This is a genomic window from Streptomyces sp. NPDC032822 (assembly GCF_055578825.1).
The window spans coordinates 966,608-990,220 of record NZ_JBVIOL010000001.1; the positions used below are offsets into that span (position 1 = coordinate 966,608).

The window sequence follows — 23,613 nt, forward strand, 5'->3', positions numbered from 1 at the left end:
CGACGAGGCGTGGCAAATGCGGAGCACGGTGGGCGACCGGCGGAAGCGTTCGGAGCGACGGCAGCCGGGACGGCCACGCCTGACCAGGCCCGCCTGCGCGCGGCCCGGCTCGGTCTGTGGCTGGTCGCCGCGGTCCTCGCCGTACGACAACTGGCCGTCGTCCTCAGCACGCCCAAGGGGGAGCGGCTGACGGATCTGGAGACCTGGGTCGGCCCGAACGGCGTCCTCCATGTGAAGGGCTCGCTCTACGACTCGACGCGGTTCACCGGCACGCCCTTCGGCGGGCTGGTCATGAAACCACTCACCAGAGCCGCCGAACAGGCCCTGGGCTGGGGCTGGACCTTCGGCACGCTGCTGCTGGTCGTCGCGCTCGGCCTGGTCGCCGCCCGCGCCCTCCCCCAGCCCGTCACCCGCCGCAGCTCGCTGCTGGCCGCGCCGGTCGCGATCAGCCTGCTGATGCTGTCGCTGCCGGTGCGCAACACGCTCTGGCTCGGCCAGACCAGCATCATCCCGGTCCTGCTCGTGCTGCTGGGCTGCTTCGCCGTACGCGGCGAGCGGGCCAGCGGCCTGCTCATCGGCTTCGCCGCCGCCCTGCAGCCCACGGTCCTGCTCTTCGCCCCGCTGCTGTGGTTCACCGGCCGCCGCAAGGCCGCCCTGTCCGCCGGCGTGACCTTCGCCGGCTGCACGGCGCTGGCCTGGGCGGCGATGTCCCACGACTCGTACACCTACTGGGTCCACCACATGGCCGGCGTCGGCCTCGGCGGCCCCGCCGACGACCTCGCCAACCAGTCCCTGCACGGTTTCCTGCTCCGCCTCGGCCTCGCCGGCCCGCTGGAGATCGCGCTCTTCCTGCTGCTGGGCGCCTCGGTCGCCGCCCTCGGCGTGCGCCGCGCGGTGCGCTACGCCCGTGACGGACAGCTCCTGCTCGCCGTCGCGGTCACCGGCTGCGCCGCCATCGCCGTCTCGCCGACCACCTGGCAGCACCAGCTGCTGTGGGTGCTCCTCGCGGTCGTCGGCCGGGTCGGCAAGCGCGCCTCGGACCGGTACGTGTGGCCGGTCGCCGTCGTCCTGGTGATGACGCTCCCGGCCACGATGATGCTGCCGCACATGCCCGCGCTGTACGTCCTGCGCGACAACGTGGTGCTGCTCGCGGCCGTCGCCGCGGCCACCGCCGTCCCGTTCCTGTCGCGCACCTCGCCGTACTACCGGGCCCCGATCCCGACGGAGTACGCCCCACCCGTCCCGGCCCGCTTCCGGCACGTTCCGCTGCTGCCCTTCCTGCGCCGCGTGCTCAGCCGCCCGAACCTGCTCCTCGAACTGCTGCTCATCCGGGTCACCTACGCCGCCTACCAGCAGGTCCGTCTCGCGGCGACCGGCGGCTCCAACTCGGCCGGGCGGGCCCGCGCCGAGCAGCACGGCCACCAGATCCACGACCTGGAGCGCTGGCTCCACATCGACATCGAGCACTGGGCCAACCACGCGGTCGTCAAGGTCGACTTCGTCCGGAACTTCTTCGACTTCTATTACGAGTCGTTCCACTTCTTCGTCCCGCTGAGCGTCCTCGCCGTCCTGTACTGGCGCCGCCCCGTCGACTACCGCTGGGCCCGTTCCTCCCTCGGCTTCGCCACCCTGCTCGCCCTGGTCGGCTTCTGGCTCTACCCGCTCGCCCCGCCGCGCCTGATGCCCGACCTCGGCATCATCGACACCGTGCACGGCGTCCAGGACTTCTCCCAGCCGGACTACGGCACCCTGACCGCCCTCACCAACCAGTACGCGGCGATGCCCTCGCTGCACTTCGGCTGGTCCCTGTGGTGCGGGCTCGTCATCATGCTCGTCGCACCGAAGCGGCGGATGAAGGCCCTGGGCCTGCTGCACCCGCTGTTCACCCTCACGGCGATCGTGGTGACCGGAAACCACTGGGTGCTGGACGCGGCGGGCGGCGCGGCCGTCGTCCTCGGCGGCTTCGGACTGGCCTACCTGTTCCAGGGCCCGCGGGCCGGCAGCGTGAAGCCGGCACCGGTCGACAGCGAACCGGCGCTGGTGAAGGACCCCGCACGGAGCTGAGCCGGCGCCCGGTCGGCCGGGCTCGGCGGAGGCACTCTCCGCAACGCCGGAACGGGCCGACGGCGCCGGGAAGCCGTCGGCCCGAGTGCGGGGCGGGTGTGCGGTGGATCCGGCCGGTACGTCAACTCGTGCTGACCTGAAGCTCCTTGACGCCGTTGATCCAGGCGGAGCGCAACCGGCGTGGATCGCCCGTCGGTTTCAGGTTCGGCATCGCGTCGGCGACGGCGTTGAAGATGAGGTCGATTTCGAGGACGGCCAGGGACTTGCCGAGGCAGTAGTGCGGGCCTCCGCCGCCGAAGCCGAGGTGGGGGTTGGGGTCGCGGGTGATGTCGAAGGTGTCGGGGTTCTCGAAGACGTCCGGGTCGTGGTTGGCGGCGGCGTAGAACAGCCCCACCCGGTCGCCCTTCTTGATCAGTTTGCCGCCGAGTTCGGTGTCCTGGGTGGCGGTCCGCTGGAAGGAGTTGACCGGTGTCGCCCAGCGGACGATCTCCTCCGCCGCCGTCGACGGCCGCTCCGCCTTGTACAGCTCCCACTGCTCGGGGTGGGTGAGGAAGGCGTGCATGCCGTGGGTGATGGCGTTGCGGGTCGTCTCGTTGCCCGCGACCGCCAGCATCAGCACGAAGAACCCGAACTCGTCCGCCTTGAGGGTGCCCTCGTTCTCCGCGGTCACCATCGTCGTCACGATGTCCTTGGCCGGGCACTGCTTGCGGTCGGCGGCCATGTTCATCGCGTAGGCGATGAGAGCCATGGCCGATTCCTGGCCGACCTCCTCGGTGATCGCGTACTCGGGATCGTCGTACGAGATCATCTTGTTGGACCAGTCGAAGATCTTGGCCCGGTCGTCCTGCGGGATGCCGATGAGCTCGGCGATGGCCTGGAGGGGCAGTTCGCAGGCGACCTGGGTGACGAAGTCGAAGGAGCCGGACTGGGCGCTCGCCTCCGCCGCGATCCTGAGGGCGCGGGAGCGCAGGTTGTCCTCCAGGGCGCGGATGGCCCTCGGGGTGAACACCCGTTGCACGATCTGGCGGACCCGGGTGTGTTCCGGCGGGTCCATGTTGAGCAGGATCAGCCGCTGGGCGTCGATCGCGTCGCGCTCGATGTGCTCGTTGAAGCGGATGATCGCCGTGTTGAGGGACGAGGAGTACAACTCCGGGTGTGTGGAGACGTACTTGACGTCAGCGTGCCGGGTGACGGCCCAGTACCCCTGGTCCTGGAAGCCGGCGAGGTTCTCCGTCTGGGGGATCCAGCGGACCGCCTCGGCCCGGCGCAGTTCGGCGAACTCCGTGAGGGGGACGCGGTCTTGCAACAGATCGGGGTCGGTGAAGTCGAACCCGTCGGGGAATACTGGACAGGGCATGGGCGACTCCGGCTCAGGCTCCGGACCGCACGGCTTCTGACGGTCCATCAGGAATGAGGTCGCCGTGAAGGTAGTAACGCGTTCCAGAACTAGCAAGGGGTGCGGCACCTCGAATTGAGTGCACGCCCCTTGCGGTGGCGGGCGACCGGTCAGCAGACTGCAGGTGGAACTAGAACACGTACTAGTTCCGCGTGGCGGGCCGGGCCGGGACGCCCCCGCGCCGCGCGGGTACCGGAGGAGAGGAACTCCCCATGGCCGCGGAACCCGTGATCGTCGAGGCCGTACGCACCCCCATCGGCAGGCGCGGCGGAGCGCTCGCCAACCTGCACCCCGCCTATCTGCTGGGCGAGACCTACCGAGAACTCCTCGGCCGTACCGGCATCCCCGCCGACGCGGTCGAACAGATCGTCGGCGGCACGGTCACCCACGCCGGCGAGCAGTCCATGAACCCCGCGCGCACGGCCTGGCTGACGGTCGGCCTGCCCTACGAGACGGCCGCGACGACGGTCGACGCACAGTGCGGCTCCTCGCAGCAGGCCTCCCACATGGTGGCCAACATGATCGCCGCGGGCGTCATCGACGTGGGGATCTCGTGCGGCGTCGAGTCGATGTCGCGCGTGCCGCTGGGGTCCGGGTCCAAGCACGGCCCCGGGAAGCCGTTCCCCGACGAGTGGAACGTGGACCTCCCCAACCAGTTCGAGGCCGCGGAACGCATCGCCCGCCGTCGCGGACTGACCCGGGAGAACGTCGACTCGCTCGGGCTCCTCTCGCAGGAACGGGCCGCCGCGGCCTGGGCGGAGGAGCGGTACAAGAGGGAGACGTTCGCCGTCCAGGTCCCCACCACGGAGGACGAGCAGGCCACCGGGCTCGGCATGTGGCGCCTCGTCGACCGGGACGAGGGCCTGCGCGACACGTCCATGGAGGCCCTGGCGGGCCTCAAGTCGATCATGCCGACCGCCGTCCACACGGCGGGCAACTCCTCGCAGATCAGCGACGGTTCGTCGGCCATCATGTGGGCGTCGAAGCGGATGGCACGCGCGTTGAAGCTGCGGCCCCGGGCACGGATCGTCGCCCAGGCCCTGGTCGGCGCCGACCCGCACTTCCACCTCGACGGCCCGATCGACGCGACCCGCGCGGTGCTGGGCAAGGCCGGCATGTCCCTGAAGGACATCGACCTCGTCGAGATCAACGAGGCGTTCGCGTCCGTGGTGTTGAGCTGGGCCCAGGTCTTCGACCAGGACCTCGCGAAGGTCAACGTCAACGGCGGCGCCATCGCCCTCGGCCATCCCGTCGGCGCGACGGGAGCCCGGCTCATCACGAGCGCCCTGCACGAACTGGAGCGCACGGACAAGGAGTTCGCACTGGTGACGATGTGCGCGGGGGGTGCGCTGGCCACCGGGACGATCATCCAGCGGCTTTAGCCGACGTCCGACGTCCAGTTCACGAAGGCCGTGAAGGCGGCGGGGCCGAGGGTGAGGATCGGTCCCGCCGGGGTCTTGGAGTCGCGGATGGCGAGGGACGCGGGGGCGGTGGTGGGGAGTTCGGCGATCTCTACGCACTCGCCGCCCTGGTCGCTGCTGTACGACGACTTGCGCCAGGTCAGCTGCCCGAGTGGCGCGCACTCCACGCATGAGCCGCCTTGGTCGCCGCTGTAGCTGGACTTACGCCACCGAGTCCCCGTCGGAACTGCCTTGCTCCCCATAGCGCTCCTCCATCACTCGCCGGATCAACTCCGCCGAGTCCTTGAGGGAGAGAGCGGCGGCTCGCAGGTGATCGTAACGGAGTGAACAGTCCTGGATGGTGTCCGGGTTCGCGGTTGGATGTCCGCTGCCGTATCCCTCGGTGTAGACGATGGTGGGGTCGCTCGCGAAGCGGAAGACGTCGAACGAGCCTTGTAGTCCCGCGTGCACCCCGGCCGAGAACGGCAGAATCTGGATGTTGATGCGAGGGTTGTTCTCGAAGGCCAACAGCCGAGTCAGTTGGCCTCGCATGACAGCCGCGCCACCGATTTCCTGGCGGAGGGCTGCCTCGCTGATGACAGCCCAGAAGACCGGTGGGGCATCCTTGTCGAAGATGCGCTGACGGGCGAGCCGCACGGCAGTGCGGTCATCCAGGTCCTCTTGGTCCAGTGCGCCGAGCACGGCATGCGCATACGTCGTGGTCTGCAGAAGGCCGTGCACCAGGTGCGTATGGAAGGTGCAGATCTCGATTGCCCTGGCTTCGAGTTCCGCCACCTGTTGAAACCAGGCCGGCAGTTGGCTTCGCATCACTAGCTCGACGAGTCGGGAGAGTAACCCGCCCGTGCCCAGCGCCGCGTCCACCCGCTCGCTCAGTTCCGGCGTCGGCAGCTTCCTCGCGGTCTCGATCTGGCACAGCATCGAGCCCGTGTAGTTGACGATGTCACCCAGCTGTCGCTGGGTCAGCCCGGCGGCTTCGCGGTGTCGCCGCAGCTCGAAGCCGTAGTAGTCGAGTGCCGACGCGCCGGGATCGAGGGCGTTGATGTGGGCCACGGGAAGTCCCCTCTAGGGCAGGCCGGTTCACAGTCGAACCAGTTGTATTCATCCAGTGGCCCACGGTAGTTATGCGAGGTCACCCTCGTCCTGTGAACTCATACATTCCCCAGTACCGCCTGAGTCTCACCGCAGGCGAACACTCCGCCCGTCACATCCGCCGCATCGTCCGCTCGCTGCTCGACGAGTGGGGGCTCCAAGAGCTCACCGACGCCGTGGAGTTGGGCGTGACCGAGCTGGTCGCCAATGTCGTACGGCATGTTCCGGACCGGCGGTGTGCGCTGGTGGTGCTGCGGCTGGCGGGGGCGGTGAGAGTGGAGGTGGGGGACGGGGTCCCCGAGCTGCCTTGTCTGTCACGGGGGTTGTCGATGGAGGCGGAGGGAGGCCGGGGGCTGGTGTTGCTGGACTCCGTCGTCGACAAGTGGGGGGTGGGGCCGCGGTCGGGGGGCGGCAAGGTGGTGTGGTTCGAGTGCCGCGGTTGAAGTGACGGGCTCACGCCGCTGGATATCGCTTTCACCCGCGCTGATGATGGGTTCATGACTCAAGACGCCGGTGAGAGAGACACGAAGGACTCCTGGGCCTACCGGTGGAAGGTCCGGCCGAGGCACGGGTTCGTCGAAGGCGGGGGATTCCCCCTGCTGGTGCTGTTGCCGCTGGCCCTCGTGTGCGCGTTCTTCTCGGCGTCCTGGTCGTTCCTGTTCGGCGCGTGGGGCCTCGCATGGATCGCCTACTCGGCGCGGTACTGGATCCCGGTGTGGCGTTCGGTGGTCGAGATTCGGGTGGGGCAGGGAGACCAGGGGCGGTTGCTGCTGCGGCAGCGGTACGGGCGCAGTCGGACGTACCCCCTGACAGCCGTCACCGGCCTGCGTCCGCTTCAGGTGGGCAACGCCTCCTTCGTCGACGTGGAGTCCGGACAGGACGACGAGTACGAGGAGAAGGACGAACTGGTGCTGCGGCTGGACGTGAAGGGTGCGGAGTACACGACCTACAACGCACGGTGCACCGCGGTCGCCATGGAGCCGCTCGTCAAGGCGCTGCGCCGCGCCTGCCCCGACGTGGTCGTGGCCGAGACCGAGTTCCGCCGGACGGTCTTCGTCGACGTCGAGCGGGGCATGTCGCCCGGCTGACCTCGGGAGCACGGGCACCGATGAGTTTTGTGCGCGGCTGCCGTCTGTCGTGTGGAGGAGGTGATCGCGATGGACGCGACGGCACGACAGGAAGCTCTGGGGCGGTTGGACGTGCTGGTCGGTGAGTGGGTGGTGGAGGCGGTGTTCGGTGGTGGTCCGCCCCGGTCCACCGGTCGCAGCGTGTTCGAGTGGGCCCTGGGCGGGCAGTTCCTGATCCAGCGCACCAGCGCCCCGGAACCCGCCCCCGACAGCGAGGCGATCATCGCGGTGGACCCGGAGAGCGGCGAGTACACGTACCACTACTACGACTCGCGGGGGATCGTACGGCTGTACTCGATGACCTTCGCCGACGGTGTGTGGCGGCTGCTGCGTGAGGCGCCGGACTTCTCGCCCCTGCTGTTCCGGCAACGCTTCACCGGGCGGTTCGACGACGACCGCGACACCATCCACGGAGTCTGGGACCGGGCGGAGGACGGCCCGGAGGACGCCCCGGCCGACTGGGGCAAGGACATCGAGTTCACCTACCGCAGGAGCCGCTGAGATGAAGCCCGACGAGATCGTGCGCGGCATCGTCGAAGAGAACCTGTACCTGGTCCTCGCCACCGCCGACACCGACGGCCGGCCCTGGAGTTCCCCGGTCTACTTCGCCCACGTGGACTGCCGTGAGTTCCTCTGGCTCTCCTCGCCGGAGGCCACCCACTCCCGCAACATCGCGGTACGGCCCCAGGTGGGCATCGCCGTCTTCGACTCGTCGGCCGCGATCGGCACCGGCCAGGGCGTGTACATGGCCGCGACGGCCGCGCGGGTGCCCGAGCCGGACATCGAGCGCGCGATCGACACCTTCTCCCGCCGCTCCCTCCGCCACGGCGGCCGAGCCTGGACCGGCGACGACCTCAACCCTCCCGGTGGGCTGGTCCTCTACCGCGCGGTGGCCGACGACCACTCGATCCTGGCCAAGGACGGCCGCCCCGATCACCGGATCCCGGTCGACCTCATCTGACCGTGACCGTGGAGACGCCCTGTGGGGCCGTCTCCGATGCGGGGTCCGGCGCGATGGCCTGGTCGTCGTCGTGGCCCTCGTCGCGCCGGTCACCGCTGCCCCCGCCGGCGGTGGAGCCATCTCATGGGTTGTCGTTCTGCCTGCCGCCGCTTCCGCGTGCGCCGAGCCTGGCCATGAGCGCCCTCGTCGGACCGGCCCCCATCAGGCGTCTCTTGCCGGACATGCCTTGTTCCCTGTCCGCTGATGTCCCAGAAAGGGACGGTCAGCAGGCCTCCCATCCGCTTCTCCTCGTCCCCGGTCGGCATTGACAACCTCCCTCGCACCCCTCCATCATCATTCCACTAATCACATAGTGGAATGGTGGTGGTGATCGTGGAGTACCGCATCGACAGGCGGAGCGGGGTCCCCGCCTTCCAGCAGATCGTGCAGCAGACCAAGCAGGCCCTCCGGCTGGGCGTACTCGTGCCGGGTGACCGGCTGCCCACCGCCAAGGAGGTCGCCGCGACCAGCACGGTCAACCCGAACACCACCCTCAAGGCGTACCGCGAGCTGGAGCGCGAGGGCCTGGTCGAGCCGCGACCGGGCCAGGGCACCTTCGTGCGCCGCACGCTGGGCCGCCCCGAGACGGGCACCGACTCGCCGCTGTACGCGGAGCTGGTGGCGTGGATGTCGAGGGCGGCCGGGGCCGGTCTGGAGCAGGAGGACGTGGCCGCGCTGGTCGCGTCGGCGATGGAGAAGCAGTACGCCGCCGGGAACGTGGCGGCAACGGGGTCCACGACAACGGGGTCCACGACGACTAGGAGCACAGGTGAGTGAAGGTATGTACGCGGGGGAACCGGCGATCGAGGCGTACGGGCTGGGGATGCGCTACCGGCGGGGCTGGGCGTTGCGGGACTGCTCCTTCCGGCTCCCGGCGGGACGGATCTGCGGCCTGGTGGGACCCAACGGGGCGGGCAAGACCACGCTGCTGAGCATCGCGGCCCATGTCCTGCAGCCGACGAACGGCTCGATCAGCCTGTTCGGTGAGGCTCCGGGCTCGGTGGAGTCCAGTCGGCGTACCGCGTTCCTCGCCCAGGAGAAGCCCCTGTTCCGCCGCTTCACCGTGGCGGAGACCCTGCGTCTGGGCCGGGAGCTGAACCCCGGCTGGGACCAGCGCGCCGCCGAGGACATCATCCGCGCGGGCAACGTGCCCTTCGAGGCGAAGATCAGCACCCTCTCCGGAGGCCAGCGCACCCGGGTCGCCATCGCCCTCGCCTTCGGAAAGCGCCCCGACCTGCTGATGCTCGACGAGCCGATGTCGGACCTCGACCCGGTCGTGCGCCACGAGATCATGGGCACCCTCCTCGCCGAGGCCGCCGAGCGCGGAACCACCGTGCTGATGTCCACCCACGTCCTGGCCGAACTGGAGAACGTGTGCGACTACCTCGTCGTCGTCTCCGGCGGCGGAGTGCGCCTCGCCGGTGACGTGGACGAGCTGATGTCCGTGCACACCCTGGTCACGGGCGCCAAGGAGGGTGACGGCATGCCTCCCGCCCTCGCCCTCGGGCACCACACCCTCGTCGAGTCCCGGATCAGCGGACGGCAGTTCACCGCGCTCATCCGCCCCGAGGGTCCGGTCACCGGCCCCTGGGACATAAACGCCCCGACCATGGAGGAACTCCTGCTCGCCTATCTCCGCTCACCCGACGCACCACCGCTGATCACCCCCACCGCCCAGGTCCACGGCCAGGGGTTCGGCACCGGGGCGGTGGCGGCATGAGCACCTTCACCAGCGCCTCGAACCCGGCCGGCACGACCGGCACCCCGACCGACGGCAAGAACGGGACCATGAACGCGACCACCGCGGAGGCCACCCGGCGTCCTCACCTCAGTGGTATGACCTGGCTGATCTGGCGTCAGCACCGGGCCGCGTTCTGGTCGATCCTCGCCGCCACCGCGCTCTCCGTGGCCTGGATGGTCTACCAGCGCGGCCAGTTGGTCGACTTCCTCGACGGCTACGGCTATCCCGGCAAGAGCCTCGACGAGGCGGGCGGCAGGTTCCAGCAGTACAACGACGCGTTCTCCTTCGTCTCCACGGGTCTCCAGGCGATACCCATCCTGCTCGGTGTCTTCCTCGGCGCCCCGCTGCTCGCGGGCGACCTGGAGAGCGGCACGGCCAAGCTGGTCGCCGCCCAGTCCATGAGCCGGACCCGCTGGCTCGCCACGAAGCTGGGGCTGGCCGGACTGGTGGTTCTGGTGAGCACGGGTGTGTTGTCGGCGGTGTTCGGCTGGTGGTGGAACCCCGTCAAGTCCGAGGTCACGGTCATGGACTGGACCTCGGGAGAGGCGTTCAACACCACGGGCCCGGTACCCGTCGCCCTCACCCTCTTCTCCGTCTTCGGCGGGGTGGCGATCGGCGTGGTGCTGCGGCGCACGCTGATGGCCATGGTGGTCACCTTCGGCTTCACCGTCGTCCTCCAGCTCGTCTGGGGCTACTTGCTGATGTCGCTCGGCAACGTGATCACGGTCACGACGAACAAGGGTGTTATGGGCGAGAACTCGTTTCCGCCGATACCCAAGAGCGCGTACCAGATTGACGAGTCGTATCTCACCAGCGGCGGGGATCTCCTGGGGTGGAGCACCTGTTCGCAGTCGTCGACCGACGCGGCACGGCAGGCGTGCCTGGACAAGGCCGATGTCGTGGGCTGGTCGGCGGAGTACCTCCCCATGTCGCAGATGAACGGCATGCAGTGGTTCGGAGCGTCGATCCTGTTCGCCCTGACCGCCGGTGTCGTGGCGTTCCTCTTCCTCTGGGGCCGTAAGCGGCTCGTCTGAGTCCCGCCCCCCCCGCGCCCCTTTCGGAGGGGCGCCTCTTCCCACCCGTTGATTCCTTGTCCCGTCCGCCGGGCTGCTTCGCCATGCCCGGAAGTCCGGAGAGAAAGGCATGCCTTGAACCACCGCAAGAGGCGAACGGGTGAGGCTTCGGCTCTCGCCCTGTTCACCGCCGCCGCCCTTGCCGCCACCCTGCTCAGCGCGCCGGGAACCCAGGCCGCGCAGACGGGAAGCGGTAGGGCCGGCGCCCTCGGCAAGGCCAGGACCGTCACCCTCGTCACCGGCGACCGCGTCACCCTGGACGCCACCGGACAGGTCACCGGTGTACGGCCCGCCAAGGGGCGCGAGGGCACCACCTTCCGCATAGCCCGGAACGACGACCGCACCTACGTCGTCCCGCGCGACGCCGAGCGGCTCCTCGCGAACGGCACCGCCGACCGGCGGCTGTTCGACGTGACGCAGCTGGTCGAGTGGGGGTACGACGACGCGGCCCGCCCCGACCTCCCGCTGATCGTGACGTACGCCAAGGGTCACAGCCTCGCGCCGAGCGCGCTGTCCGCCGCCGGTGCCCGGATCAGCCGGGACCTGCCCAGCGTCAACGGGGACGCGCTGAAGGCCCGTAAGTCCGAGGGGGCCGAGCTGTGGGAGACGCTCACCGGCAGCGGTGGGACGGCGCGGGCGAGATCGGCCGCCGCCGACCGGGTCGAGACGATCTGGCTCGACGGGAAGGTCGAGGCGGCCCTCGACCGGAGCACCGCCCAGATCGGCGCCCCCGAGGCCTGGGCGGCCGGGTACGACGGCAAGGGCGTCAAGGTCGCCGTGCTGGACACCGGGGTCGACGACACTCATCCGGATCTGGAGGGCCGTGTCGACGCGGCGAAGAACTTCTCCGAGGCGGCGGACACCGTCGACCGGGTGGGCCACGGCACCCATGTGGCGTCGACGGTCGCGGGGTCCGGCGCGCACTCCGGGGGCACGTACAAGGGGGTCGCGCCGGGCGCCCGGCTGATCAGCGCCAAGGTGCTCGACGACGGCGGCTACGGCGAGGAGTCCGGCATCATCGCCGGTGCGCAGTGGGCGATCGCGCAGGGCGCCAAGGTGATCAACCTCAGCCTGGGCGGCCCCGACAGCCCCGGTGACGACCCCGTCGAGCAGGCGGTGAACGAGCTGTCCGCCTCCTCCGGCGCCCTCTTCGTGATCGCCGCCGGCAACGAGGGCCCGGACGCCGCCACCGTCGGATCGCCGGGCAGCGCCGCCGCCGCGCTCACCGTGGGTGCGGTGGACCGTACCGACGCGATGGCCGACTTCTCCAGCCGGGGCCCGACGGCGGACGGTTCCCTCAAGCCCGACCTCACCGCGCCCGGCGTCGACATCGTCGCCGCGAAGGCCGCCGAGGGCACGGAGGGCGACCCGGCCGCCGACGGCTACGTGTCGATGAGCGGTACGTCGATGGCGACCCCGCATGTCGCGGGCGCCGCCGCGATCCTCGCCCAGCGCCACCCCGACTGGACCGGTGAGCGACTCAAGGCCGCCCTCACCGCCTCCGCCAAGCCGACCGCCGGCGTCTCGGCGTTCGCGCAGGGCACGGGCCGTACGGACCTCGTCCGCGCCCTCGACCAGCAGCTCACCACGACCCCCGCCACTCTCGGCTTCGCTGCCCAGCAGTGGCCGCACACCGACGACCGGCCGGTCACCGAAACGGTCACCTATCGCAACGACGGCGACCGCCCCCTCACTCTCGACCTGACCACCGAGGCGTACGGCGAGGACGGAAAGCCCGCGGCCGAGGGCATGTTCGAGGTCTCGCCCAAGCAGCTCACCGTCCCGGCGGGCGCCACCGCGACCGCCCAGGTCACCGTCGACAGCGGCGCGGGCACGGCCGACGGCTCCTTCGGCGGCGCGGTCACCGCGACCGACGGCGCGGGCACCACCGTGCGGACCGGTATCGGCGTACACCGAGAGGTCGAGTCGTACGACCTGACGGTCAAGCACCTCGACCTGCAGGGCAAGCCCGCCCAACGTTCCGAGACCGGGGTGCAGGGCCTGGACAACGAGGTCTGGCGGGACTTCTCCGACGACACGGACGGCGAGTTCACCGTACGGCTGCCCAGGGGCCGGTACAGCCTCGAAGGCCGGATCGACACGGGCGCGAACCCCGAAGACCGTTCCGGGGAGCTGGCCCTCCTCCTCAACCCGAAGGTGTCCCTCACCCGTGACACCACCCTCGTCATGGACGCCCGTAAGGCCGATCCGGTCCGGATCACGGTGCCGGACAGCCGCGCGAAGCAGACCGACGCCACCCTCAACTACGGGTTCGACATCGGCGGGAACCGGAGCATCTCGACGTACCTCATGGGCAGCTTCGCCACGTTGCGCGTCGGTCAGTTCGGCGCCCGGCTTCCGGCGGGTGAGGCGTTCGCGCAGTACAACGGCACCTGGACGCACGGCAGTACGCGCTACCGGCCGGTCTGGAACCGTACCGGCGACCTGTCGGGCTTCACCGCGAACCCGAAGCGCGGGCAGTTCGCCAAGGTCACGCTCGCCGCGGGTGCGCCGGCCAAGGGCAAGACGGCGACGCTCGTCGCCGCGCCGATGACTCCGGGCGGCTCGTCGTTCGACCTCTTCCCCGACACGCGCTCGCTGCCGGGCGCCTTCACCGAGTACGTCCTGCCGGGCGTGCGGTGGCGGTACTCCGTCTCGCAGGGCAGCGGCAAGGACGCGGACGGCGAACCGGTGTGGGAGGCCGGCCAGTGGATCGCGAAGCCCCGCTCGTACAGCGCGGGCAAGGAGTACACCGAGCGGTTCAACACCGGCGTCTTCGGCCCGCACCTCACCGGCCCGCTGACCGACGGCGAGGACCGCCCCGGCGCGGTCCGCGTCGGCAACACCTTCCTCGCCTACCTCCCCCTCTTCTCCGACGGTGCCGGCCACATCGGCGACTCCCAGTACAGCAAGGCCAGGAGCACCCTGTACGCGGACGGCACCCGAGTCTTCGCCATTGACGAGCCCTTGAACGGCGTCTCGTACGAACTCCCCGCCGCGAAGCGGGCGTTCCGCCTCACCACGGACGTCTCCCGTCCCACCACGCTGTCCTCGGTCAGCACCCGGATCACCGCCGAGTGGACCTTCACCTCCGCGCACGTCACCGGCGACGGGCAGCGGCTGCCGCTGTCGGTGGTCCGCTTCACGCCCCGGCTGAGCTCGGCGAGCACGGCCAAGGCGGGTACGCGTTTCTCGGTCCCGTTCACGGTCGAGGGCGCGGCCACCGCGCGCACCGCCCGCAAGCTGGCCTTCTCCGTCTCGTACGACGACGGCCGCACCTGGCACCCGGCGAAGGCGGTCGACGGCAAGCGCCTCGACCTGCGCCACCCGGCGAAGGCGGGCACGGTCTCTCTGCGCGTGACGCTCACGGACGCGGCCGGCAACACCCTGAAGCAGACGATCCAGCGGGCCTACCGGACCGTCAAGTAGACGTCTGTACACGTGGACGAGACGGTCGTCGTCCTCGATCGACGCGGTCGGCAGCTTCGCGACCGCGTCGAGCGAGGTCACCGTCGCGTCGTGTCCGAGCTCGCCCCGGATCACGGTGCGCTGTTCCTTCATGTGGGCCAGATCCGAACGGGACTTCGACAGCGCGTCGGTGCTTGCGTAGTTCTCCAGGTCGGTGCCCTTGGCAACGGCCTTCCCGTTCGAAGTTGCTCATCGGTCACCCGGTCTGGCCAGAGTCCGAGTCTGTGATCCAGCGCCCTTCGGCGGAGTCGTGCACGTACGCCGGCCTCCCCTTGGTCCCGCTCGTGCGGAACGGCTTCCCGCCGTCCGTGATCCGCACCGTCCCCGTACGGCCCCCGGTGCTCCACTCCAGCTCCAGGTACCAGCGGCAGTCGCAGCCCGCCGTCCGCGCGGAGACCAGCAGCTCCTCGGGGTCGGAGGAGGTGACCTTGTACGGGAAGGAGACGGCCGGGATCTTCCGGACCTCTGCGCCGGAGGCGTCAAGGCCGTCGACGGGTCTCGCGAGCGGGCGCGGCCGGTCGAGGTCCACGGCGAAGTGGCGCGGGGTGACGGCGCCGCCACAGCCGTTGTCCATCCGGTACGCGTTCCACGGCAGCGGCGCGTCGCGGTCGACCACGCGCACGTGCAGGGCATGGAGGACGACGGCGTCGGACGGCGACCGGCCCTGGACCGTGATCCGCACCAGCGCCTCCCCGCCGTGCACGGCACCGTGCGTCCCGGCCCACGCTCCGGAGTCGGCCGTGACCGGCGGCGGGGCGACCGCGCGGGGGGCCCGGTCCACGAGGTAGGTGTGCCCGCAGCCGCCCTCCCAGAGCTGGGAACCGATGCTCCAGGTGAAGGGGAGGGGGGCCGCGGTCCGCCCCGGAGCGGTGGAAGCGGGAGCGGGGGCGGAAGCCGTACGGGTGGGGTGGCCGAGCAGGGCGGCGGCGAGGGCGAGCACGACGAGGGCGACGGCGGCGGCGACGAGGAGGGGAGCGGGGGCGCCACGACGGGGGCGGGCGCGGGGCGCCTCCGGCGCGGACGGTTCCGGGTTCGATTCCGGCGCGGCCGACACGGCCGGCACAGGCGTGGGCGCGGGCGAGGCCGCTCGGCGGCGGGCGCGGTCCGCCTCCGTCCAGGCCGCCTCCAGGGCCCGCCGTTCCTCCTCGTCCGCCCCGCACAGCAGGGCGAGGCGGTCGACCAAGGCGAACTTCTCCGGGACGGTCGCGCCCGAGCAGTAGCGGTGGAGGGTGGACGCGCTGACGCTCAGCCGCCGGCCCAGCGCCTCGTAACTCCTCCCGTCCCGCGCCTTCAGCGCGCGCACGAGCCCCGCGAACTCCTCGACGGCGGCGTCCTTCGGCATTCCATCCCCCTCGACCCTGCGTCCCATCCTTCACGTCCTTGCACGTCAGCGGGGGTGGAATGGTTCCGGGACGACTGGTGGGCGCGTGATCGTTGCAGTCGGCGGGCGCCGGCCCCACGCTGGTGGAGCACTGACCGACCGAACGACCCGACGGGGGATCCACCACCATGAACAAGCTCCGCACCGCCTTCGCCACCGCAGCCGCTGCCGCACTGGGCCTCGCGGCCCTCGCCACAGCCCCGGCGCAGGCCGCTGCCCAGCCCGCCTTCCTCGCCGCCTCCCAGATGCCGGCGTCGTCGACGCCGTGGACCGCCACGCAGGTCTTCGCAGGCGTCCCGGAGAACGGCGGCGTCCTCTGCGCCCCGTACAAGATCCCGGCGCAGAACACCCGCTACCGCGAGTTCAGCACCGAGCTCGACACCAACGGCGTCCAGGTCACCACCGTCGCCCGTACCGAGGCCGACGCCGTGAAGCTGGTTGACACCCTTCGCGGGGCCCTCGCCGGCTGCGGCCCCCTGCTGGAGCAGCAGAACCCGGGCCTGCAGGCCGTCAGCGCCTCCCACGGCAAGCTCGCCGTCGAGGAGGGCGCCTGGGTCTACAGCCTGGACACCGCCGACCCGCAGATCGGCATCTCCGACATCCACCTGTTCTCCGTCGGCCGCGACGGCCGCACCGTCACCCTCGTCCGCTGGGGCCAGATGGGCGACCTCGAGGACGCCCCGCTGACCGCCTTCCGCACCACGACGAAGACCGCCGTCAACAAGCTCCACTGACCCGGGGGCTCCCCCGAGGGCTGACCACAGCTCGACAGCGGCGCGGCCGGAACCCGGGCGCGCCGCTGTCGTGCCCACCTGCTCCGCCGGCGGCGACCACTTCCTGGCCTTCACCAGCATCGCCTGCACCCTCATCTGCTACCGCAGACTCGCCGAATGAGATGGCCTCTTAGGCGGGGGAGGAAGCCAAGTTGGCGGTGAAGACGTGGCCGAGGCCCGGATAGCTCACCGCGTCGATCAGGCCGCTGACCACGGTGAGGGCGAGGAGGACCGGGGCCAAGGGGAGTCCGCGGGCCTCGCGGGTGGCGGCTGCGAGTAGCGGTGGCGGCAGCGTCAGGGGCTGCGGCGGAGTTCTCCGTGCTCATGGGCGGGCGGCGGGCGGCGGGCGGGGTTCGGGTGTGTCAGTACACCTGGGCCGGTACACCCCGGCTCGGCCTGGCCCGGACAGGGCGAAGGCGGCGGCCCCGGGGATCGGGGGCCGCCGCCTTCGCGTGCGGGGGCTGCGCTCAGCGCGGCTTCGTCACAGCAGTCCGGCTCAGTACCAGCGGCTCAGTACCAGCCGTTGGCCTGCCAGAACGCCCAGGCGCCGGTCGGGCTGCCGTAGCGGGAGTTCATGTAGTCGAGGCCCCACTCGATCTGGGTCTCGGCGCTGGTCTTCCAGTCGGAGCCGGCCGAGGCCATCTTGGAGCCGGGCAGGGCCTGGACCAGGCCGTAGGCGCCGGAGGAGGCGTTCGTGGCGTCGACGTCCCAGCCGCTCTCGTGCTCGACGATCTTGCTGAACGCGTTGTACTGGGCCGTGCTCGGGATCATCTTGTGCGCGATCGCCTTGGCCTGGCCGGCCGAGGAGACCGAGGTGGCCGCCTGGCTGGGGGTCGCCGTGAGGACCATGCCGGTGGTGGCGGCGGCCAGGGCGGCGGCGGTCAGGGCCTTCTTCGGGGAGGCGATGCGACGAGCGATGCGGGCGACGGACACGGAGAACCTTTTTCTTCGGGGACTGGGCGGTCGTGGCCTGTCCTGACCACACGCTGTGCGGCGGGGACATGCCGCGGCGCCGCGACCGTGAAGGCTCGTCGGCGCCGTGCGACGTCATCCAGAGAAACAGGCTCGACCGGTGTCCGCAATGACCCCTTTTACTAGTTGTGGTCGCATCGAGGGGAATCGGCGATCGTGTGAGCGGGCTCTCAATATGCAGGTCAGATGGGGTGCGAGTGAGGTGATATGTCTGAAATCTTCCTACTGTTCCGGTTAGTAGGTGATGTGGGTCATGTGGGGTGGTTCACCGCGTGAGTAACCGCCCGCGGTCACCCCCTCACGGTGCGGGTGCCTCGAAGGTGACCGGCGTCTCGAAAGCCGCCCGGCGGGTGGCCCGGCGCAGGGCCCGCAGAAGCGCCGGACCCAGCAGCACCGTCAGGACGACCGTGACGAGGGCCCGGCCCAGGTCCCAGCCCATCGAGGTGGCCAGGCAGTACGCGACGAAACGGGCCAGGTTGGCGGCGACCTCCCCACCCGGGTCGAAGGCGATGTTCGAGGCGTTCCCCTTCATGAAGGTCCAGCCCGCGAGGTTGGTGACCGTGCCGTACGCGAAGGCGGAGAGGAAGCCGTAGCCGCCGAGAAGCGCGAGTTCCGCACGGCCGCGCAGACGGTCGGTGCCCGGCAGCAGGCCCGCGCCCATCGCGAACCAGCCCATCGCCAGCATCTGGAACGGCATCCACGGCCCCACCCCGCCCGTGAGCAGCGCCGACGCGAACATCGTCACCGAGCCCAGCACGAAGCCGAAGCCCGGGCCGAGCACCCGCCCGCTCAGCACCATCAGGAAGAACATCGGCTCGATACCGGCCGTCCCGGCGCCGATGGGGCGCAGTGCCGCGCCCGTCGCGGCCAGCACGCCGAGCATCGCCACCGCCTTCGGGCCGAGACCGGACTCGGAGATCGTCGCCGCCAGGACCGCCACGAGGAGCAGCAGGAGGCCGGCGAAGAGCCAGGGCGCGTCCTGTGCGTGCGCGCTGACCTGGGAGGCCGGCGGCGCGAGGAACGGCCAGCCGAGGGCCGCCACACCCACCGCGCTGACCAGCACGAGGGCGGCGATCGAGCGGGGGCCGAGGCGGACGGCCCGGGCCTGGCGGGCGGTGCCGGTGCGATGGCGGGTGACGGTGCCGTGGCCGGTGGCGGTGCCGGTGCCGTGGCCGGTGGCGGTGGGGTGGCCGGGGTCCGTGGGGTGCAGCGTGTGCCGTGTGTGCCGTGTCACGACAGTGCCTCCCTCACCTGGGCGACCGTGAGCCACTTCCGCGGCGCCAGGATCTTGGTGACCTGCGGGGCGAAGGAGGGGGAGGCCACCACCACGTCCGCGGTCGGGCCGTCCGCGATCACCTCGCCGTCGGCGAGGAGCACCACCCGGTGGACCAGCTCGGCGGCCAGCTCCACATCGTGCGTCGCCAGCACGATCGCGTGCCCCTCGGCCGCCAGCCCGCGCAGGACCGTGACCAGGCGGGCCTTCGCCGCGTAGTCCAGGCCCCGGGTCGGCTCGTCGAGCAACAGCAGGGGAGGGCGGGCCGTGAGGACCACGGCCAGCGCGAGGGCCAGCCGCTGCCCCTCGGAGAGGTCACGCGGGTGGATGTCGTCGCCGACACCGGGGAGCAGCTCGGTGACCAGCGCCCGGCAGCTGCCCGGCGCCGCCCCCGCGTCCCGGTCGGCGGCCTCGCACTCGGCGCCGACCGTGTCGGCGTACAGCAGGTCGCGTGGTTCCTGCGGTACCAGGCCCACGCGGCGGACGAGTTCGGGCGGTGCCGTGCGATGCGGTACGACCCCGCCGACCCGCACCGATCCCGCGGCCGGTTCCACCAGGCCGACCAGCGCGGAGAGCAGCGTGGACTTCCCGGCGCCGTTGCGGCCCATGAGCGCGACGGTCTCGCCGGGCGCGAGGTCCAGGTCGACATGGCGCAACGCCTGGACGCGCCCACGACGTACAGCGAGGGCGCGGACTTCGGCCGGGGGAGCGGAAGTCGGCGCCGGGGCGGGCTTCCTGGAGAGTCCGGAGAGGAACGGGAGGGGCGGGAGGAAGGGGAGGGTGCGGCGGGGCGGTGTGCGCGGTGCGGGGGCCGGTGCGGTCGGGGCCGCCGAGGGCACGGTCTCCGGTGCGTCCCGGCCCGCCAGCCGTTCCCGCAGGCCGTCCGCCCGGCGCCGCGCGTCCCGGACCGTCAGTGGCAGCGGGGCCCAGTCCGCGAGCCGGCCCAGGGCCACCACCGGCGGGTACACCGGAGATACGGCCATGATCTCGGCCGGGGTGCCCAGGACCGGGGCCGCGCCGGGCGAGGGGAGGAGGGCGACCTGGTCGGCGTACTGGACGACGCGTTCCAGGCGGTGTTCGGCCATGAGGACCGTCGTGCCGAGGTCGTGGACGAGGCGCTGGAGGACCGCGAGGACCTCCTCCGCGGCGGCCGGGTCGAGCGCGGAGGTCGGCTCGTCCAGGACGAGGACCCTCGGGTGCGGGGTGAGGACCGAGCCGATCGCCACCCGCTGCTGCTGGCCGCCGGAGAGGGTGGCGATGGGGCGGTCGCGCAGGCCGGCGAGGCCGAGGAGGTCGAGGGTCTCCTCGACGCGGCGCCGCATCACGTCCGGGGCGAGGCCCAACGACTCCATGCCGTAGGCGAGTTCGTCCTCCACGGTGTCCGTCACGAAGTGCGAGAGCGGGTCCTGGCCCACCGTGCCCACCACGTCGGCGAGTTCGCGCGGCTTGTGCGTCCGGGTGTCCCGGCCGGCCACCGTGACCCGGCCGCGCAGGGTGCCGCCGGTGAAGTGCGGGACGAGCCCGCTCACCGCGCCGAGGACCGTCGACTTGCCGACCCCCGACGGGCCGACGAGCAGCACGAGTTCACCCTCCGGGACCGCGAAGTCCACGCCCTGGACGGCGGGTTCGGCGGCACCGTCGTACGTCACGGAGACGTTCTCGAAGCGGATCACGACGGTTCCTCGGCATTCGTGCGGAAACTGGGATCGGGACGGGGGCGGGATCGGGGGCGACGAACGCGGGGAGCAGGCCGAGCAGGACGGCCGCCGCCGGCCAGAGCGGGAGGGCGGGGGCGACGAGGGGGACCACACCCGGGTCCAGGGCCCCGGGATCGTACGCGGCGGCGAGGACCATCAGCCCGGCCACCGCCGCGCCCGACCCGGCGACCAGCCACGCGCGGACGTCCCAGCGGTCCGGACGGTAACGCGTGCGCAGCGAACGCCGGCCGCCCAGCCGCAGTCCGGCGAGGGCGGCGACCAGCCCGGCGAGCAGCACGGGCAGGCCGTAGGTGCCGCCCTCCGCGGTCAGCAGCCCGTACGTGCCCGCGCAGACGCCGAGCAGGCCGCCGAGGGTGAGGGCGGCGGTCGTACGGCGGACCGGGGCGGGGACGTCGGCGCTGCGGCCGTAGCCGCGGGCGTCCATCGCGGCGGCGAGGGCCACGGACCGTTCGAGGGCGCCCTCCAGGACCGGCAGCGCGACCTGGAGGAGACCCCGGACGCCCTTGTCGGGACGGCCGCGCAGCCGGCGGGCGGCACGCAGACGCTGGACGTCGAGGATCAGGTTCGGGGCGAAGGTGAGGGCCACGACCACGGCCACACCCATCTCGTACAGCGCCCCCGGCAGGGACTTGAGGAGCCGGGCCGGGTTCGCGAGCGCGTTCGCCGCGCCCACGCAGATCAGGAGCGTGGCCAGGCGCAGTCCGTCGTAGAGGGCGAAGAGCAGGCCCTCCGCGGTGACCCGGCCGCCCAGCCGGATGCCCTGCGCCCAGTGGGGCAGGGGGACTTCGGGGAGCGTGGCGAGCACGTGCGTGCCGGGGATCGGGGAGCCGAGGACGACGGCGAAGGTCAGGCGGATGAGGAGGACGGCCAACGCGAGCTTGAAGAAGACCGTGTAGGCGCGGGCGGTGGGGGTGTCGGGGCGGCGCGCGGCCACGACGTAGGCGGAGACGGCGATGAGGAGGGCGAGGAGGAGCGGGTTGGTGGTGCGGATGGCGGCCGTGCCGAGGCCCAGCGCCCAGAGCCACCAGGCACCGGAGTGCAGGGTGGCCGCGCGGGGGTTCCGGTCGCTATGACCCATCCCTGCGACCGTCCCCGCGCCGCCGCGCCTGCCACACCGCCGCCGCGCCCAGCGCGGCGACGGCGGCGGCGCCCGCGAGCAGGCCCGCCGAGGGGCCGCCGCCGTCCCCGGTGCTCTTCCCCTGGTCCGTCTTCCCCTCGGCCGCCGTCCCGGTGGCCGTCCGCGTCGGCTTCCGCTCCGTCGAGACCTGCTCCCCGCAGCCCGTCTTCGGGTAGTCGGAGATCGCGCACAGCAGCGCGTCGCTGCCGTAGCGGAGGGGCTTGGCCACGGCGGCGAGGGCCTCGGCCGTCGTCGCGTCGGGCGCGGTCAGCGCGCAGGCCGTACGGGCCGCCGGCGGGGTCTCCCCGGAGGGGGCGTCGGCCGCCGTACCGAAGTCGATGACCAGCGCCACCCGCTTCCTGCCGTCCTCGGCCGGTGTCCTCGCGCAGATCGTCGCGAAGTCGGCCGTGCCGCGCGGCTTCGTCGCGTCGGCGGAGTCCGCGCTGACCGCGAAGCGGAAGCCCTGGACGTCGCCGTCGGAGGGGCGGGTGGTGGAGGGGCCCTGGGTGGCGTACGTCCACTGCTCGCCCGTGCGCTCCCAGAAGGACCAGTAGCGGTAGCCGGCGGCCTGGGCCGGGCCCGCGTTCCCGAGGAGCAGGAACGCGGCGAGGACCAGGAGGATCGCGGTACGGAGACGGGTCACGGCCGGCGCTTCTTGCTGCGGCTGCTGAACAGGAAGCCGATGCCGGCCCCGGCGGCGAGACCGACGCCGATCATCCACCAGATGTCGGCGCTGGAGTCGTCCCCGTTCTCGGCGTTCTGGGCGTTGTCCTCGGGCGGGTCCGTGTCGCTGGCGGCCGTCGTCGACCCGGAGGCCGGTCCCGTCGCGTTGAGCTGCTTCACCAGGTCCGTGCCGCCGAAGTCGTGCGGGTCCGTGCCGGTCGCGTGCGCGGCGAAGATCAGCTGGGCGTAGGCGGCGGGACCGCTCTGCGCCGCCCAGGTGGAGGACTCCCGCTCCAGCCACTCCAGCGGCTTCTTCGCCTGAGCGGCCTGGCCCTGCGCGGCGAGCGCGACGACGGCGTCGGCGGTGTTGCCGTAGTCGGGCTGGTCGGTGGCGCCGGGGAGAGCGGACATGAGGTGGCCGTCCTTGGCGAGGGCCTCGGTGAGGTAGGCGGCCCCGTTGGCGGCTGCCTGTCGCGGGGTCGGGCGGCCGGAGTCCGCGCAGGCGGCGGCCTTCGCCTGCGGGACGGGCCCGACCACGAGACCCTTGCCGAGCGCGCCGACGACGCCTGCCGCCGTGGCGTCCGGGTTGGCCGCCAGCTCGCCCTTCTTGTCGGGCTGGAACGCGAAGGCACCGGCGTCGGCACCCTCGCCCTCGCAGGGCAGGGCGAGCTTCACCAGCGCGTCGTACGGCCCCCGGCCGCCCTTGCGCACGTCCGCCGGCTTGTCCCCGACGGCGGTCAGCGCGCCGACGACGACGGACGTCGAGTTGGTGTCGCTGGCGCCGCCCGGGGTGTAGCCCCAGCCGCCGTCCTTGTTCTGTACGGACTTCAGCCAGGCGACGGCCTTGCCGGTGACGGCGTCGTGGCCGCCGAGCGCGGCGAGCGCCTGCACGGCGGCGGCGGTGTTGTTGGTGTCGATGAGGAGCTTGGCGTCGCAGGCCGTGGTGGTGTCGGCGCGGTAGGGCGCGAAGGCGCCGTTCGCGCACTGCTGCCCGGTCAGCCAGGCCACGGACTGCGCGGCGGGCTCGACCCCCACCGTGTGCTGGGCGAGCAGGGCGAGGGACTGCCGCCAGACGCCGTCGTACGTCGGGTCGGTGGAGCCGTACAGGGCGGCGGGGAACGCCTGCGAGGCGGAGGGGGACGGGTCGGCGGCGACGGCGGGCGCGGCGGCCCCGATCACGGCGGTGGCGGCGGCCAGCACCGCGGCCCTGCGGCGGACGTTCATGATCGGCGGGTGCCTCTCCCTGTCGGGGAGCCGGGCAGCACGGGACACCCCGGCGGCTCGGCCCCGTATACCTCGACGGTGCCGCACACCGGCCGGTTGCCGGTGCGCGTGAG

The 23,613-nt window shown here is 71.8% G+C and carries 21 protein-coding genes and 1 pseudogene; 11 read left to right on the plus strand and 11 right to left on the minus strand.

The features are described 5' to 3' along the window. Window positions 1-9 precede the first annotated feature (9 nt). On the plus strand, window positions 10-2,064 hold the full coding sequence (locus ACZ5VD_RS04505; protein ID WP_468680644.1) for a bifunctional glycosyltransferase 87/phosphatase PAP2 family protein: 2,055 nt from the start codon (window positions 10-12) through the stop codon (window positions 2,062-2,064). Window positions 2,065-2,185: 121 nt separating this feature from the next. Here the strand turns inward: ACZ5VD_RS04505 and ACZ5VD_RS04510 are convergent, their stop codons facing one another. After that, complete coding sequence (locus ACZ5VD_RS04510; RefSeq protein WP_468550720.1) at window positions 2,186-3,421, minus strand: cytochrome P450; 1,236 nt, start codon at window positions 3,419-3,421, stop codon at window positions 2,186-2,188. Window positions 3,422-3,672: 251 nt separating this feature from the next. Between ACZ5VD_RS04510 and ACZ5VD_RS04515 the strand changes: the two genes are divergently transcribed. Further along, the gene (locus ACZ5VD_RS04515; RefSeq protein WP_468550719.1) at window positions 3,673-4,842 is read left to right on the plus strand and encodes a steroid 3-ketoacyl-CoA thiolase; all 1,170 of its coding nucleotides are present in this window, start codon (window positions 3,673-3,675) and stop codon (window positions 4,840-4,842) included. Here the strand turns inward: ACZ5VD_RS04515 and ACZ5VD_RS04520 are convergent. Both ACZ5VD_RS04520 and ACZ5VD_RS04525 read right to left on the minus strand, forming a co-directional pair. Then, on the minus strand, window positions 4,839-5,123 hold the full coding sequence (locus ACZ5VD_RS04520; protein ID WP_468680646.1) for a DUF397 domain-containing protein: 285 nt from the start codon (window positions 5,121-5,123) through the stop codon (window positions 4,839-4,841). The two genes, ACZ5VD_RS04515 and ACZ5VD_RS04520, sit on opposite strands and share 4 nt — an antisense overlap. Continuing rightward, on the minus strand, window positions 5,083-5,931 hold the full coding sequence (locus ACZ5VD_RS04525; protein WP_468680648.1) for a helix-turn-helix domain-containing protein: 849 nt from the start codon (window positions 5,929-5,931) through the stop codon (window positions 5,083-5,085). Before ACZ5VD_RS04525 ends, ACZ5VD_RS04520 begins: the two co-directional genes overlap by 41 nt. 92 nt (window positions 5,932-6,023) lie before the next feature. Here ACZ5VD_RS04525 and ACZ5VD_RS04530 point away from each other — a divergent pair, with 92 nt between their 5' ends. The 8 genes from ACZ5VD_RS04530 to ACZ5VD_RS04565 all read left to right on the plus strand — a co-directional run bounded on the left by ACZ5VD_RS04530 (window position 6,024) and on the right by ACZ5VD_RS04565 (window position 14,340). Continuing rightward, window positions 6,024-6,413: an ATP-binding protein gene (locus tag ACZ5VD_RS04530; protein WP_468680650.1), complete on the plus strand. Its 390-nt coding sequence runs from the start codon at window positions 6,024-6,026 to the stop codon at window positions 6,411-6,413. Window positions 6,414-6,467: 54 nt separating this feature from the next. Then, the gene (locus ACZ5VD_RS04535; protein WP_468680652.1) at window positions 6,468-7,058 is read left to right on the plus strand and encodes a hypothetical protein; all 591 of its coding nucleotides are present in this window, start codon (window positions 6,468-6,470) and stop codon (window positions 7,056-7,058) included. A gap of 51 nt (window positions 7,059-7,109) precedes the next feature. Beyond that, on the plus strand, window positions 7,110-7,598 hold the full coding sequence (locus ACZ5VD_RS04540; protein WP_468680655.1) for a hypothetical protein: 489 nt from the start codon (window positions 7,110-7,112) through the stop codon (window positions 7,596-7,598). Window position 7,599: 1 nt separating this feature from the next. Then, complete coding sequence (locus ACZ5VD_RS04545; RefSeq protein WP_468680658.1) at window positions 7,600-8,058, plus strand: pyridoxamine 5'-phosphate oxidase family protein; 459 nt, start codon at window positions 7,600-7,602, stop codon at window positions 8,056-8,058. Window positions 8,059-8,415: 357 nt separating this feature from the next. Then, on the plus strand, window positions 8,416-8,874 hold the full coding sequence (locus tag ACZ5VD_RS04550; RefSeq protein WP_468680660.1) for a GntR family transcriptional regulator: 459 nt from the start codon (window positions 8,416-8,418) through the stop codon (window positions 8,872-8,874). Window positions 8,875-8,878: 4 nt separating this feature from the next. Continuing rightward, window positions 8,879-9,817 carry an ABC transporter ATP-binding protein gene (locus ACZ5VD_RS04555; RefSeq protein ID WP_468550870.1) on the plus strand — a complete coding sequence of 313 codons (939 nt, stop codon included), beginning with the start codon at window positions 8,879-8,881 and terminating at the stop codon, window positions 9,815-9,817. Then, window positions 9,814-10,872, plus strand: coding sequence for an ABC transporter permease subunit (locus tag ACZ5VD_RS04560; RefSeq protein WP_468550711.1), 1,059 nt, complete (start codon window positions 9,814-9,816; stop codon window positions 10,870-10,872). Before ACZ5VD_RS04555 ends, ACZ5VD_RS04560 begins: the two co-directional genes overlap by 4 nt. A gap of 114 nt (window positions 10,873-10,986) precedes the next feature. Further along, complete coding sequence (locus ACZ5VD_RS04565; RefSeq protein WP_468680663.1) at window positions 10,987-14,340, plus strand: S8 family serine peptidase; 3,354 nt, start codon at window positions 10,987-10,989, stop codon at window positions 14,338-14,340. A 235-nt stretch (window positions 14,341-14,575) separates the two neighbouring features. On the opposite strand, the gene ACZ5VD_RS04570 is transcribed toward ACZ5VD_RS04565, so the two are convergent. Then, window positions 14,576-15,721 (minus strand): helix-turn-helix domain-containing protein, encoded by a 1,146-nt coding sequence (locus ACZ5VD_RS04570; protein WP_468680664.1) that lies wholly within the window; start codon window positions 15,719-15,721, stop codon window positions 14,576-14,578. A 167-nt stretch (window positions 15,722-15,888) separates the two neighbouring features. Here ACZ5VD_RS04570 and ACZ5VD_RS04575 point away from each other — a divergent pair, with 167 nt between their 5' ends. Further along, window positions 15,889-16,494, plus strand: a complete 606-nt coding sequence (locus ACZ5VD_RS04575) for a hypothetical protein (RefSeq protein WP_468550708.1) — start codon at window positions 15,889-15,891, stop codon at window positions 16,492-16,494. A gap of 178 nt (window positions 16,495-16,672) precedes the next feature. Here ACZ5VD_RS04575 and ACZ5VD_RS04580 read toward each other — a convergent pair. The 7 genes and pseudogenes from ACZ5VD_RS04580 to ACZ5VD_RS04610 form a co-directional block, all read right to left on the minus strand. Beyond that, window positions 16,673-16,831, minus strand: a pseudogene (locus ACZ5VD_RS04580) (DUF1275 domain-containing protein); the annotation flags it as partial. Window positions 16,832-17,043: 212 nt separating this feature from the next. Further along, a complete protein-coding gene (locus ACZ5VD_RS04585; RefSeq protein WP_468550707.1) occupies window positions 17,044-17,466 on the minus strand; it encodes an aggregation-promoting factor C-terminal-like domain-containing protein in 423 nt (140 codons plus the stop codon). Window positions 17,467-17,803: 337 nt separating this feature from the next. Continuing rightward, complete coding sequence (locus ACZ5VD_RS04590) at window positions 17,804-18,580, minus strand: ECF transporter S component (RefSeq protein WP_468680970.1); 777 nt, start codon at window positions 18,578-18,580, stop codon at window positions 17,804-17,806. A 155-nt stretch (window positions 18,581-18,735) separates the two neighbouring features. Beyond that, window positions 18,736-20,451 (minus strand): ABC transporter ATP-binding protein, encoded by a 1,716-nt coding sequence (locus ACZ5VD_RS04595; RefSeq protein ID WP_468680667.1) that lies wholly within the window; start codon window positions 20,449-20,451, stop codon window positions 18,736-18,738. Continuing rightward, a complete protein-coding gene (locus ACZ5VD_RS04600; protein WP_468680671.1) occupies window positions 20,363-21,574 on the minus strand; it encodes an energy-coupling factor transporter transmembrane component T in 1,212 nt (403 codons plus the stop codon). Before ACZ5VD_RS04600 ends, ACZ5VD_RS04595 begins: the two co-directional genes overlap by 89 nt. Then, complete coding sequence (locus ACZ5VD_RS04605) at window positions 21,564-22,256, minus strand: SCO2322 family protein (protein ID WP_468680673.1); 693 nt, start codon at window positions 22,254-22,256, stop codon at window positions 21,564-21,566. Before ACZ5VD_RS04605 ends, ACZ5VD_RS04600 begins: the two co-directional genes overlap by 11 nt. Next, a complete protein-coding gene (locus tag ACZ5VD_RS04610) occupies window positions 22,253-23,500 on the minus strand; it encodes a prenyltransferase/squalene oxidase repeat-containing protein (RefSeq protein ID WP_468680676.1) in 1,248 nt (415 codons plus the stop codon). The genes ACZ5VD_RS04605 and ACZ5VD_RS04610 overlap by 4 nt, the downstream gene beginning before the upstream one ends. Between the last annotated feature and the right edge of the window lie 113 nt (window positions 23,501-23,613).